Origin of the sequence: Bradyrhizobium sp. (genome assembly GCF_028868675.1) — a bacterium.
GTDB lineage: Bacteria > Pseudomonadota > Alphaproteobacteria > Rhizobiales > Xanthobacteraceae > Bradyrhizobium.
Map to the genome: position 1 here is coordinate 1 of NZ_JAGWUA010000141.1, position 12,620 is coordinate 12,620.

General features: G+C 67.8%; 11 protein-coding genes. 8 read left to right on the forward strand and 3 right to left on the reverse strand.

The genetic code is table 11. The features are described 5' to 3' along the window. A partial coding sequence (locus tag KGM94_RS17640; RefSeq protein WP_300261986.1) for an MATE family efflux transporter occupies positions 1-1,298 on the forward strand: 1,298 nt, incomplete at its 5' end. Here the strand turns inward: KGM94_RS17640 and KGM94_RS17645 are convergent. The 3 genes from KGM94_RS17645 to KGM94_RS17655 form a co-directional block, all read right to left on the reverse strand. Further along, on the reverse strand, positions 1,295-1,780 hold the full coding sequence (locus KGM94_RS17645) for a hypothetical protein (protein WP_300261989.1): 486 nt from the start codon (positions 1,778-1,780) through the stop codon (positions 1,295-1,297). The two genes, KGM94_RS17640 and KGM94_RS17645, sit on opposite strands and share 4 nt — an antisense overlap. 97 nt (positions 1,781-1,877) lie before the next feature. Continuing rightward, complete coding sequence (locus KGM94_RS17650) at positions 1,878-2,291, reverse strand: SRPBCC family protein (RefSeq protein WP_300261992.1); 414 nt, start codon at positions 2,289-2,291, stop codon at positions 1,878-1,880. 146 nt (positions 2,292-2,437) lie between these two features. Next, positions 2,438-3,301, reverse strand: coding sequence for an N-acetylmuramoyl-L-alanine amidase (locus KGM94_RS17655; protein ID WP_300261995.1), 864 nt, complete (start codon positions 3,299-3,301; stop codon positions 2,438-2,440). Positions 3,302-3,748: 447 nt separating this feature from the next. Between KGM94_RS17655 and rsmH the strand changes: the two genes are divergently transcribed. The 7 genes from rsmH to murD all read left to right on the forward strand — a co-directional run bounded on the left by rsmH (position 3,749) and on the right by murD (position 12,473). Beyond that, the gene (gene rsmH, locus KGM94_RS17660) at positions 3,749-4,738 is read left to right on the forward strand and encodes a 16S rRNA (cytosine(1402)-N(4))-methyltransferase RsmH (RefSeq protein WP_300261998.1); all 990 of its coding nucleotides are present in this window, start codon (positions 3,749-3,751) and stop codon (positions 4,736-4,738) included. Positions 4,739-4,741: 3 nt separating this feature from the next. Further along, on the forward strand, positions 4,742-5,134 hold the full coding sequence (locus tag KGM94_RS17665; RefSeq protein WP_300262000.1) for a hypothetical protein: 393 nt from the start codon (positions 4,742-4,744) through the stop codon (positions 5,132-5,134). After that, positions 5,131-6,885: a penicillin-binding protein 2 gene (locus tag KGM94_RS17670; RefSeq protein ID WP_300262002.1), complete on the forward strand. Its 1,755-nt coding sequence runs from the start codon at positions 5,131-5,133 to the stop codon at positions 6,883-6,885. Before KGM94_RS17665 ends, KGM94_RS17670 begins: the two co-directional genes overlap by 4 nt. Before the next feature lie 76 nt (positions 6,886-6,961). Beyond that, complete coding sequence (locus KGM94_RS17675; protein ID WP_300262003.1) at positions 6,962-8,422, forward strand: UDP-N-acetylmuramoyl-L-alanyl-D-glutamate--2,6-diaminopimelate ligase; 1,461 nt, start codon at positions 6,962-6,964, stop codon at positions 8,420-8,422. Further along, a complete protein-coding gene (murF, locus tag KGM94_RS17680) occupies positions 8,419-9,798 on the forward strand; it encodes a UDP-N-acetylmuramoyl-tripeptide--D-alanyl-D-alanine ligase (RefSeq protein WP_300262005.1) in 1,380 nt (459 codons plus the stop codon). Before KGM94_RS17675 ends, murF begins: the two co-directional genes overlap by 4 nt. Before the next feature lie 160 nt (positions 9,799-9,958). Further along, entirely contained in the window at positions 9,959-11,065 is a 1,107-nt protein-coding gene (gene mraY / locus KGM94_RS17685) for a phospho-N-acetylmuramoyl-pentapeptide-transferase (protein WP_300262007.1), read from the forward strand. Between the two features lie 7 nt (positions 11,066-11,072). Then, positions 11,073-12,473 (forward strand): UDP-N-acetylmuramoyl-L-alanine--D-glutamate ligase, encoded by a 1,401-nt coding sequence (gene murD / locus KGM94_RS17690; RefSeq protein ID WP_300262010.1) that lies wholly within the window; start codon positions 11,073-11,075, stop codon positions 12,471-12,473. Positions 12,474-12,620: the final 147 nt, after the last annotated feature.

Consider the following 12,620-nt stretch of genomic DNA (forward strand, 5'->3'; position numbering starts at 1 on the left):
GCACCTGTGTCGTGATCGCCGAAACCTCCTATATCGGCCGGCTCGGCGTGGAGGCGCTGGCCGCGATGGCGCTGGTATTCCCGACCGTGATCCTGACCATGACGATGTCCGGCGGCGCCATGGGTGGCGGCGTGGCATCCGCAATCGCCCGCGCGCTCGGCGGCGGTGATCGCGAACGCGCCTCGACGCTCGCCTCGCATGCGCTGCTCATCGGTCTCACCTTCGGCGTCGTCTTCATGCTGGGTATGCTGGTTTTCGGACCGAAGGTGCTGGAACTGCTCGGTGGCCGCGGCAACGTGCTGACGCAGGCGACCGCCTATACCCAGATCTTCTTCGGCGGCGCCGTGCTGCCCTGGCTGCTCAACACCATGGCCGGCGTGCTGCGCGGCACCGGCAACATGCGGCTGCCGTCGTTCCTGATCCTCAACTCCGCGGTCTGGCAGATCGTCCTGGGCGGCACGCTGGGGCTTGGGTTCGGGCCGATCCCGCAGTTCGGCATGCGCGGCGTCGCCGCCGGCGCGCTGATCGCCTACACCATCAACATCTCCGTGATGGGCTGGTACCTGTTTTCCGGCCGCGCCCGCGTCGTGCCGAAGCTGCGGGGCCTGCGCATCCAGTGGGCGATGTTCTTCGACATTCTCAAGGTCGGCGCCATCGCCTGCTTCTCGCCGCTGCAGTCGGTGCTGACCATCTCGATCTTCACCCACATGCTGGCGACCTTCGGCACCGCGATCCTCGCCGGCTACGGCATCGGCGCGCGGCTCGAATTCTTGCTGACCTCGATCGCGTTCTCCGTCGGCATCGGCTCGGTGCCGATGATCGGCATGGCGGTCGGCGCCGGCCGCATCGCCCGCGCGCGGCGCATCGCCTGGACCGCCGGCATCGTCGCCTTCACCGGCGTCGGGTCACTCGCGAGCCTGGTCGCGATCTTCCCGGACATCTGGGTCGACATCTTCACTGGCGATGCCGCGGTGCGCGCGGCGAGCCATCAATACCTGTCGACGGTGGCGCCGTTCTACGCCTTCATCGGCCTGGCCTCGTCGATGTACTTCTCCTCGCAGGGCGCGGCGAAAGTGCTGGGGCCGGTGCTGGCGCAGACCGCGCGGCTGGTCTTCATCGCGATCGGCGGCTGGTATCTCGCGACCCATGCCGCGACCGCGCAAGACTTCTTCTGGCTCGCGGCAAGCTCGATGGTCGTGCTCGGCACGCTGTCCTGCTCCAGCGTCGTGGCGACGCGCTGGGGCCCGCGCGACAGCAAGGCCGGCATCCGACCGGTCCTCTCAGGCGCCGCGGATTAGTGCCGCCGGTGGCGCCGGTGGCCGCCACCGACATTTGCGAGCCGCATCAGTTGCGGGATCATGCTCATCATGTCGCCGCCGCCGGCGCCTCCCAGCATGCCCATGATGTCGCCACCGCCGTAACCCATGCCGGTCGGCAGATAGCCGCCGGCCACGGGCGTGTAGCCGCCGTAGCCGCCGCTCATGCCGCCGCCGGTAAGGCCGCCGCCGAACCCGCTGCCGCCCATCATGCCGCCAAAACCGCCGCCGTTCTCCATCATCTGGCCCATCATCGGCCCCATGGTCTGCATCAGCATGGCAAAGCGCCGCTTGCCCATCTTGGCCTTCATCATCTCCAGCATCGGCGCCATCTGGGTCATCATGTCCTGGCCGGCGCCGCCGCCGCCGAAACCGGCGAACTGCGCCTTCGCCGGCGTGCTCGTGATCGAGAACAGCAGCAGCACGGCCGCCGCCTGGCAGATCACCTTGTCCGCACCTCGCATGACTAGCTCCTCGCGTGCGTAGCTCCGCGGGAGCGGAGCCAACCGGACGCACGGGGCCATGGTTAAGCCCGGCCCGGCGGCCGCTCTGTGAGAAAGATCACACAGGAGTGCGGATCGTGGCCGGCGGAAACGCCTTGTGCATCGCCAATACCGCCTGTTTCGTCCGGTCCTCGACATACGGCCCGAACGCGTTCGGCAGGAGGTCGATGGTCCAGAGCAGCCGGCATTTCGCCTCGCCGTCGGCGATCACCTGCACCGAAGCGTTGTAGTGGGTCACCCGCTCGTTGCTGATGGCGTAGACGAGGCGCCGCCGCGTCTCGTCACAGTCGACCAGCATCTCGCGCGCCACCACGCCGTTGGCGAAGGTGACGACGCGCGCGTCGCCGTCGATTGCGCAGGCGGTGACGAAGCCCGGCGCCAGACGCTCGTGCACCGCGCCGAAGTCGCGCACGGCGTCCCAGACGTCGGCGGCGGGCGCATCGAGGGGAATGTCGTGATGGATGGTAGCCATGATTTGAGATCCTTGATTGTGAAAACTGTCGCCGCAAGTGCTGTCATTGCGAGCGAAGCGAAGCAATCCAGAATGTATCGGCGGTGGCAGTCTGGATTGCTTCGTCGCTCCGCTTCTCGCAATGACGGAGGATGAGGCTATCGCCGTCACTTCGCCGCGATGGCCGTCACTTCCGGCGGCAGGCTCGCCAGCAGCGCCTGCAGCGTCGAGAGCGTGGAATGATCGGCCACGCCGTCGAGGCGGGCGGGACGGAAGTGGCGCTGGAACGCCATGACGACTTCCATGGTCGCGGCATCGTACTTGCCTGTCAGCGGGACGGCGTAGCCGTACCTGGCGAGCGCCTGTTGCAGGCTCAGCACCTCGTCGCGGATCGTGCCGAGCATCAGGCTCTCGCCGCGCACGATCGGCGCCGGCGTCACCCAGTGGCCGACGCCGGAATTGGCCAGCGAATGCCACGGAAATTTCTCGCCCGGATCCTTCTTGCGCGCCGGCGCCACATCGGAATGCGCGAGCACCCGGTGAGGAGGCACCTTGCGGCGAAGCATGATGCCGCGGCAAAGCGCGATCACGGCCGCGATCTGGCGCAGGGGAAAGTCCGGATAGCCCCAGTCATGGCCGCGATTGACGATCTCGACGCCGATCGAGCAGGAGTTGATGTCGTCCTCACCCGCCCAGGAGGAGACGCCGGCGTGCCAGGCGCGCCGCGCCTCCTGCACGCATTGCACGATGCGGCCGTCCTCCAGCACGACGTAGTGCGCCGAGACGTCGGTGCCGGCGGTGCACAGGCGCGCCAGCGCGCCCTCGACATCGGGCATGCCGGTGTAGTGCAGCACGATCATGTCCGGCAGCCGTCCCTTGTTCCGCTCGCCATGGTTGGGCGAGGGGATGACGTCGGAGACAATGGAGGAATCAGGGTCGAACGTCCTCATGCTCGCCGCGGTCTTGGGAACCGGGAGGGCGCGCTGGCGCTTCGAATCGGAGGCGGCGGTCGCAAACGAACCGGACGGCATCGGGACAACTCAAACTGGGCAGGAAGGCAGGAAGAATGACGGGGCAGACCCCCTTCCCTTTACTATTCATTCACCATCGGGCGCGCGCAATCGCGCCGACGGCTCACTGGACTCATTTTGCCAGAGGTGTGTGGATGAAGCATCACCGGCGCCCGGCCTCTCCGACTTGTAATTGATCCGTCAACGCTTTCTTAACGCTAAGGGCCGTTACTGAGTGGTGAAGAGCCGACCCCTGTCCGGGGGCGGCAATGGCGCTTTTTTGCTCGAAATCCCATGGCTGCCCGACAAATTCCATGCGGAAATCAGGGTCTGCGGCCTGGGCCGGTCGGGGAGTGCCAGCGCGCCGTTCGGGGGTTGGGCCGTGGAACCGCCGCGAAGCGGAATATTTCGAGGCGCTATGGGTTCGTTCGCCATCCTCCTCCCATGGGCCGCCGGCGGGCGGGGCGCATGAATTCGGCCGCCCACATCCCCGTGCTCGGCCGCGAGGCGATCCACTATCTGGCGCCGCGCCAGGGCGGGACCTATGTCGACGCCACCTTTGGCGGCGGTGGCTACAGCCGCGCCATCCTCGATGTCCCCGCCACGAAGGTGATCGGGATCGACCGTGACCGCACGGCGATCGCGGGCGGCTTCGATCTGGTCGATCGCGCCGGGGGCCGGCTCACGCTGGTCGAGGACCGCTTCTCCCGCCTCGCCGAGATCTGTGCCGCGCAGGGGCTGGACGCCGTCGACGGCGTCGTGATGGACGTCGGCGTCTCCTCGATGCAACTCGACCAGGCGCCCCGCGGATTCTCGTTTCGCCAGGATGGCCCGCTCGACATGCGCATGGGGCAGACGGGACCGACGGCCGCGGACGTGGTCGCGATCGCGTCCGAGAGCGATCTCGCCGACATCATCTATCTCTTTGGCGAGGAACGGCATTCGCGGAAAGTAGCCCGCGCCATCGTCGCCGCGCGCAAGGACGCGCCGATCGCGACCACGCGCGCGCTGGCCGATCTCGTCGCAAAGGTGGTGCGGTCGAAACCCGGCGACATCCACCCGGCGACGCGGACGTTCCAGGCGCTGCGCATCTTCGTCAACGAGGAGCTCGACGAACTCGCGACCGCGCTTGCCGCCGCCGAACGCGTGCTGAAACCCGGCGGCCGGCTGGTCGTGGTGTCCTTCCATTCGCTCGAAGACCGCATCGTCAAGAATTTCCTTGCCGCGCGCGCGAAGACCGGCGGCGGATCGCGGCACCTGCCCGAGGTGGCGCAGGCCGCGCCGAGCTTCAACCTCCTGATGCGACGCCCGGTCGTCGCCGGCGAACAGGAGGTCGCGCGCAATCCGCGGGCGCGCTCGGCCAAGCTGCGCGCCGCCGAGCGCACGGCTGCGCCCGCGCATGCGGACGACGAGCGCGCGTCCTGGCCCGCCCTCTCAGACGTCATGAGGGGAGGCTAGCGCATGCGCATCATCCACCTTCTCGTGATCGGCGCACTGATCTTCGCCGCCGCCTATGTCTACCGGATCAAGATGGAATCCACCGCCCGAACCGAGCGCGTGCTGCGGCTGCATGCCGAGATCCGCGAGCAGCGCGACGCGATCGCGGTGCTGCGCGCCGAATGGGCCAAGCTCGATGCGCCGCTGCGCCTGCAGGGCCTGGCCGAGCGGCACCTGGCGCTGAAGCCGGTCAACGGCACGCAGTACGATTCCCTGAAGAACCTGCCCGAGCGTCCGCCGCGGCTGGTCAAGCCGGGCGAGCCCGATCCGATCGGCGCCATGATCGACACCATCGAAGCCGCGACCGGTCCCGATTCGGTGACGGGTTCCGTGTCTCGACCGGGGGACAGGCGATGAGCGCGAAGATTCCGGCCAAAGCGGGCGAAAGACCGGCCGAGCCCTGGCGGCAGCGGCTGATCCGCAGCCTGCTCTACGGGCGCAACGTCGATCGCGCCGCGAAGGCGCGCGCGCGCATCGGCTTTGCCATCCTGGCCTTCACCGCGATCTACGCCGTGATCGGCGGCCGGCTCGTGATGTTCGCGATCGGCGGCGACGCCCACAGCGCGCGGCGCGCCGCCGCGCAGGACATCATCGCGACCGCGCGGCCCGACATCGTCGACCGCAACGGCGAAATCCTCGCCACCGACGTCAAGGCGCCGAGCCTGTTCGGCGAGCCGCGCCGCATCATCGACAAGGACGAAGCGATCGAGCTCCTGACCGCGACCGTGCCCGACCTCGACACCGGCGAGGTGCGCGAGCGGCTGTCCTCGAAGAAGGGGTTCGTCTGGCTGAAGCGCGAGATCACGCCGAAGCAGCAGCAGGAGATCCACAAGCTCGGCATTCCCGGCATCGGCTTCCTGCGCGAGAACAAGCGCGTCTATCCGACCGGCAACGAGGTCGCCCACCTGATCGGTCTCGTCAACATCGACAACCAGGGCATCGCCGGCATGGAGAAGTGGCTCGACAGCAACGGGCTCGCCGACCTGCACCGCGCGGGCTTCGCCACCGACCGCCTGCAGCGGCCGATCGAATTGTCGGTCGACCTGCGGGTCGAGCACGCGCTGCGCGACGAGCTGTTGAAGGCGAAGGAGAAGTTCAGCGCCAAGGCGGCCTCGGGCCTCGTCTCCAACGTCAAGACCGGCGAGATCGTCGCGATGGTCTCGGTGCCCGACTTCGATCCGAACAATCCCAAGGAAGCGCACGATCCCGACCGCATCAACCGCCTGACCACCGGCGTCTACGAGATGGGCTCGACCTTCAAGGCGTTCACGCTGGCGATGGCGCTCGACTCCGGCAAGGTCGATCTCAACTCGATGTGGGACGCGCGCGGGCCGCTGCACTACGGCAAGTTCACCATCCATGACGATCATCCGCTCGGGCGCATGATCAACATGAAGGAAGTGTTCTACTACTCCTCCAACGTCGGCGCGGCGCGCATCGCGCTGTCCCAGGGCGTGGAGGCGCACAAGGCCTTCCTGCGCAAGATGGGTCAGCTCGAACGGCTGCGCACCGAGTTGCCGGAGAGTGCCTCGCCGATCCTGCCCAGGCGCTGGGCCGAGCTGAACACCGTCACCATCTCGTTCGGCCACGGCATCGCGGTGGCGCCGTTGCAGGCGGTGATGGGCATCGATGCGCTGGTCAACGGCGGCTATCTCATTCCGCCGACCTTCCTCAAGCGCACGGAAGCCGAGGCGATGGCGATCGCCAAACGCGTGATCAAGCCCGAGACGTCGGACAAGATGCGCTACCTGATGCGGCTGAACGCCGAGGTCGGCACCGCCAAGAAGGCGGACGTCGCCGGCTACTACATCGGCGGCAAGACCGGCACGGCCGAGAAGGTCATCAACGGCCGCTACGTCAAGAAGCGCGTGCTCAACGCCTTCACGGCGATCCTGCCGGCGGACAATCCAAAATACCAGCTCCTGATCATGCTGGACGAGCCGCAGCCGCTGAAGGAAACCTACGGCTTCATCACCTCGGGCTGGAACGCGGTGCCCACCGGCGGCAAGGTGATCGCCCGGATCGCGCCGCTGCTCGGGATCGAGCCGCGCTTCAACCTGCCGCCGTCCGACCGCCTTATTCTTGCAGCATCCAGGACAACCCAGTAATTCGTTCCTCAGCTGCCCTGAGTCGGTATTCCCCGGGACCGCCGGGCATCCGGCATGGCGTGTCGACTGGAAGACCATGAAACTGCGCGACCTTCTTGGCGATGACGCCGCAATCGAGCCCGCCGCGGCGGGAATCGAGGTGGCGGGGCTCGCGGTCGACAGCCGTGCGGTGAGGCCCGGCGATCTGTTCTTCGCGCTCGCAGGCCACAAGACCGACGGCGCGCGCTTCATCGCCTCGGCGGTTGCCGCAGGCGCAGCTGCGGTCGCGGGCGACCATCCGCCGCCGGGCGGCTGCAAGGTGCCGTTCGTTGCGCTCGGCAATCCGCGCCGCGCGCTGGCGCTGGCCGCGGCGCGATTCTTCCCCTCGCAGCCCGCGACGATCGCCGCGGTGACCGGCACCAGCGGCAAGACCTCGGTCGCGGCCTTCACGCGCCAGATCTGGGAGCGGCTAGGCCACGCCTCCGCCAGCATCGGCACCATCGGCCTCGTCTCGCCGAAGCGTACCGTCTACGGCTCGCTGACGACGCCGGACCCGATCGCGCTGCATCGCCAGCTCGACGAGATCGCGCGCGACGGCGTCACGCATCTCGCGTTCGAAGCGTCCTCGCACGGGCTCGACCAGTACCGTCTCGACGGCGTGCGCATCTCGGCCGGAGGCTTCACCAATCTGTCGCGCGACCACATGGATTATCATCCGACCGTCGCGCACTACCTCGCCGCAAAACTCAGGCTGTTCCGCGATCTCGTGCCCAAAGGCGGTGCCGCGGTGATCTCGGCCGATCATGATTGCTCGGCGGAGGTGATCGAAGCCGCGCGGTTGCGGGCCTTGCGCGTCATCGCGGTAGGCCGCAACGGCGACGGGGCGGGCGAGGGCATTCGCCTGGTCGATGCCGCAGTCGAAGGCTTTGCGCAGAAGCTCGTCGTCGAGCATCGCGGCAAGAGATCTTCCATTCTGCTGCCGCTGGTCGGCGGCTTCCAGGTCGAGAACGCGCTGGTCGCCGCGGGCCTTGCCATCGGCACGGGAAGCGATGCGGCGACCGTGTTCGGCTGCCTCGATCGTCTCGAAGGCGCCAAGGGCCGGCTCGAGCGGGTCGGCGAGCGCAACGGCGCGCCGATCTTCGTCGATTACGCGCACAAGCCCGATGCGCTGGCGAAGGCACTGCAGGCGTTGCGGCCCTATGCCAAGCGCAGGCTGGTCGTCGTGTTCGGCGCCGGCGGCGATCGCGATGCCGGCAAGCGCCCGATCATGGGCGCGATCGCGGCCGAGAACGCCGACGGCGTCATCGTTACCGACGACAATCCGCGCAGCGAGAAACCGGCAGCGATCCGGGCCGCGATCCTGGCCGAAGCGAAGGGCGCAAGGGAGATCGGCGACCGCGCCGAGGCCATCCGCGCCGCGATCGGGGAACTCGCGCCGGGCGATGCGCTGCTCATCGCAGGCAAGGGCCACGAGACCGGACAGATCGTCGGCGACCGCACGCTGCCGTTCAGCGATCACGCGGCGGTCGCCGCCGCATTGACGTCGGGGGATGCATGAGCGCGCCATTGTGGACGGTTGCCGAAGTGGCGCGGGTGCTGGGTGTCGACGGATCGTTCCCGGATACGGCAATCGACTTCGTCACCCAGGACAGCCGGCTGGTCAAGCCGGGCAGCCTGTTCGTCGCGCTCAGCGGCACCCCGAGCGGCGGCTTCGTCTCCAGTTTCGCCAGCGCGCGCGACGGCTGGGAGTTTGCCGACAAGGCGGAAGCATCCGGCGCGGTCGCGATGATCGTGCCGCACGAGATCGCGGGCATCCGCATTCCGCAACTCGTCGTCAAGGACACGCTGATCGACGGGCTCTGGGCGCTCGCGCGTGCCGCGCGGGCGCGCTTCGGCGGCGCCGTGATCGGGCTCACCGGCAGCGCCGGCAAGACCAGCACCAAGGAATTTCTGGCGGCCTATGACAACGCCTATGCGAGCCCGTCGAGCTTCAACAATTTCTGGGGCGTGCCGCTGACGCTGTGCAACGCCAGGCCCGATGCGAGTCTGTGGGTCGTCGAGATGGGCATGAACCAGACCGGCGAGATCGCGCGGCTCAGCGAATTGACGCAGCCGACGGTGGCCCTCGTCGTCAACGTGCAGCCCGTGCATCTGGAGAAGCTCGGTTCGCTGGAGGCGATCCGGCGCGAGAAGGTCTCGATCGCGCAAGGCCTGCCCAAGCACGGCATGCTGGTGCTGCCGGCCGACATTGCCGCGCCGGAATGGACCGGCAAGGTCGTCCGCTTCGGCGAGGGCACCGAGGTGCGGGAGCTGAAGCACGTGCCGCACGGCGAAAGCTGGATCGTGACGACCCAGGTCGGGTCTGCCCGAATCGAATTCAGCCTGACGCCCGGCGCGCCGCACCGCGTCCACAATGCGCTGGCCTCGCTCGCCTCGATCCACGCCGCTGGTCTCGACGCGGCCGCGCTCGCGGGCAGGCTCGATCGCGTCGGCATCATGACGGGCCGCGGCGTCGAGCAGACCATCGGCGGCGTTACCGTGATCGACGACAGCTTCAACGGCAATCCGGCCAGCATGGCCGCGGCGCTGGCAAGCCTGAAGGCGCGCCACATGACCGGCGGACGCCGTATCGCCGTGCTCGGCGACATGCTGGAACTGGGCGCGGATGCGCCGACCTATCACCAGGGGCTCGCCGGATATCTGTCCGGCGTCGACGGCGTCTACTGCGTCGGTCCCCTGATGCGTCACCTCTACGAGTTGCTGCCCGGCGGTGTGCGCCTGGGCTGGCACGAGGACCCCGCGACACTGAAGCCGCAGATGGTTGCGGGCCTGCTGAAGGCAGGCGATGTCGTGGTTGTCAAGGGCAGCAAGAAGATGTTCTGGGTCAACAAGTTTGTGCCGGGCCTAGTGGCCGCCTTGCAGGCAAAAGCGTAAGCTGCTTGATGCGTCGCCTGGTCCCGTTCCCGCCCCTTCGGTCCGACGCATCCGGCTTTTCGATGTCGTCTGACCACCGGCTTGAAAATCTGAACCGACGCGATCCAGTGGTGCTTTCCTCGCCAGAGGCCGCGTGACGAAGCGGTATAGGACTGTCTGAATGTTTTACTGGCTGATCGAGCTTTCCAACACCTTTCCGAGCCTCAGCGCGTTTCGCGCGATCCTGAACGTCTTCCGCTACATCACGTTCCGCACCGGCGGCGCCGTTGTCACCGGCGCGCTGTTCGTGTTCCTGTTCGGCCCCTGGATCATCGACCATCTGCGCATTCGCCAGGGCAAGGGCCAGCCGATCCGGGCCGACGGCCCGCAGTCGCATCTCCTCACCAAGAAAGGCACGCCCACCATGGGCGGGCTGATGATCCTGTCCGGGCTGACGGTCGGCACCGTGCTGTGGGCCAATCCGCTCAATCCTTACGTCTGGATCGTGCTCGCGGTGACGCTCGGCTTCGGCTTCGTCGGCTTCTACGACGACTACCTCAAGGTGACCAAGCAAACGACGACCGGCTTCGGCGGCAAGATCCGCCTGGTCATCGAGGCCGTCATCGCGCTGGTCGCCTGCTACGCGCTGGTGCGGCTGAACCGCGATCCGTCGTCGACTGCGCTCGCCATTCCCTTCTTGAAGGACATGGTGGTCCAGTTCGGCTGGTTCTTCGTGATCTTCGGCGCCTTCGTCATCGTCGGCGCCGGCAACGCGGTGAACCTCACCGACGGGCTCGACGGGCTCGCCATCGTGCCGGTGATGATCGCGACCGCAAGCTTCGCCATGATCGCCTACCTCGCCGGCAACGCGGTGTTCGCCGAATATCTGCAGATCAAATATGTCGCCGGCACCGGCGAACTCGCGGTGCTCTGCGGCGCGCTGCTCGGCGCCGGCCTCGGCTTTCTCTGGTTCAACGCGCCGCCCGCCTCAATCTTCATGGGCGATACCGGCTCGCTTGCGCTCGGCGGCATGCTCGGCTCGATCGCGGTCGCGGTGAAGCACGAGATCGTGCTCGCCGTGATCGGCGGCCTGTTCGTCCTGGAGGCCGTCTCGGTGATCGTGCAGGTCGTGTCGTTCAAGCTCACGGGCAAGCGCATCTTCAGGATGGCGCCGATCCACCACCATTTCGAGCAACTCGGCTGGACCGAGCCGCAGATCGTGATCCGCTTCTGGATCATCTCGGTGATGCTGGCGCTCGCCGGCCTCTCCACGCTGAAGCTGCGGTGAAGTCACCATGATCCCCGTCACCTCCTTCGCGGGAAAGACGGTCGCGGTGTTCGGCCTCGGCGGCTCCGGGCTCGCCTCGTGCCATGCGCTGAAGGCCGGCGGAGCCGAGGTGGTCGCCGGCGACGACAGCGCGGACAACGTCGCCAGGGCTGCGCAGGCCGGCTTCGTCACCGCCGATCTGCGCAGCGTGTCGTGGGCGAATTTCGCGGCGCTCATCCTCGCCCCCGGCGTGCCGCTCACTCATCCGGCGCCGCACTGGAGCGTGCTCAGGGCGCGCGAGGCGGGCGTCGAGGTGATCGGCGACATCGAATTGTTCTGCCGGGAGCGGCGGCGCCACGCGCCGAACGCGCCGTTCGTCGCGATCACCGGCACCAACGGGAAGTCGACCACGACGGCGCTGATCGCGCATCTGACGAAGGTCGCCGGCTACGACACCCAGATGGGCGGCAACATCGGCACCGCGATCCTGTCGCTGGAGCCGCCGCGGATGGGCCGCGTCCACGTCATCGAGATGTCGTCTTACCAGATCGACCTGACGCCCTCGCTCGATCCCTCCGTCGGCATTCTGCTCAATGTCAGCGAGGACCACATCGACCGCCACGGCACGATTGCGAACTATGCCGCGGTGAAGGAGCGCCTCGTCGCCGGCGTGCAGGCGCAGGGCACCGCGATCGTCGGCGTCGACGACGGGTTTTGCCGCGACGTCGCCGACCGGCTCGACCGCGCCGGCAAGACCGTGGTGCGCATTTCCGTCAAGAACCCGCTGGCCACCGGCATCTATGTCGAGCACGGCACGATCGTGCGGGCCGCGGGCGGCGCCCGCAGCGAGGTGGCAAAACTCGGCGGCATCGGCTCGCTGCGCGGCCTGCACAATGCGCAGAATGCGGCCTGCGCGTCGGCCTGCGCGCTCGCGATGGGCGTCTCGCGCGACGTGCTGCAGGATGGCCTGCGCAGCTTCCCGGGGCTTGCGCATCGCATGGAGCAGGTCGGCCGCCGCGGCAACGTGCTGTTCGTCAACGACTCCAAGGGCACCAACGCGGACGCCGCCGCGCATGCGCTGTCGTCGTTCGCCGACATCTTCTGGATCGCCGGCGGCAAGCCGAAGATGGGCGGCATCACCAGCCTGACCGGATTTTTCCCGCGCATCCGAAAAGCCTATCTGATCGGCGAGGCGGCGCAGGAGTTTTCCGGCACACTGGGTTCGCAGGTTGCGCACGAGATCAGTGGAACGCTCGATGTCGCGGTCGCGCACGCCGCGCGCGACGCCGAAGCGTCCGGCCTGCACGAGGCGGTCGTGCTGCTGTCGCCGGCTTGCGCCTCCTTCGACCAGTACCGCAATTTTGAGATCCGCGGCGCCGCCTTCCGCGATCTGGTCCAGGCGCTGCCCGGCGTGAAGCCGGCGGTGTGAGGCTCTCATGTCCCGGACGCGGTGCGGCGCGAAGTGCCGCGACGCAGAGCCGGGAGCCAGAAGGCGGCAATGGGCCCCGGCTCAGCAGCGCACCATGCCGCGAAGGCGCGACGCGCTGCGCTGCATCCGGGGCACGGGACTCTTCAA

What these genes read in the sequence shown, in the direction of transcription:
- KGM94_RS17645 (WP_300261989.1), bottom strand. Translation starts at nt 1,780, where the DNA reads ATGCGAGGTGCGGACAAGGTGATCTGCCAGGCGGCGGCCGTGCTGCTG.
- KGM94_RS17650 (WP_300261992.1), bottom strand. Translation starts at nt 2,291, where the DNA reads ATGGCTACCATCCATCACGACATTCCCCTCGATGCGCCCGCCGCCGAC.
- KGM94_RS17655 (WP_300261995.1), bottom strand. Translation starts at nt 3,301, where the DNA reads ATGCCGTCCGGTTCGTTTGCGACCGCCGCCTCCGATTCGAAGCGCCAG.
- rsmH (WP_300261998.1), top strand. Translation starts at nt 3,749, where the DNA reads ATGAATTCGGCCGCCCACATCCCCGTGCTCGGCCGCGAGGCGATCCAC.
- KGM94_RS17665 (WP_300262000.1), top strand. Translation starts at nt 4,742, where the DNA reads ATGCGCATCATCCACCTTCTCGTGATCGGCGCACTGATCTTCGCCGCC.
- KGM94_RS17670 (WP_300262002.1), top strand. Translation starts at nt 5,131, where the DNA reads ATGAGCGCGAAGATTCCGGCCAAAGCGGGCGAAAGACCGGCCGAGCCC.
- KGM94_RS17675 (WP_300262003.1), top strand. Translation starts at nt 6,962, where the DNA reads ATGAAACTGCGCGACCTTCTTGGCGATGACGCCGCAATCGAGCCCGCC.
- murF (WP_300262005.1), top strand. Translation starts at nt 8,419, where the DNA reads ATGAGCGCGCCATTGTGGACGGTTGCCGAAGTGGCGCGGGTGCTGGGT.
- mraY (WP_300262007.1), top strand. Translation starts at nt 9,959, where the DNA reads ATGTTTTACTGGCTGATCGAGCTTTCCAACACCTTTCCGAGCCTCAGC.
- murD (WP_300262010.1), top strand. Translation starts at nt 11,073, where the DNA reads ATGATCCCCGTCACCTCCTTCGCGGGAAAGACGGTCGCGGTGTTCGGC.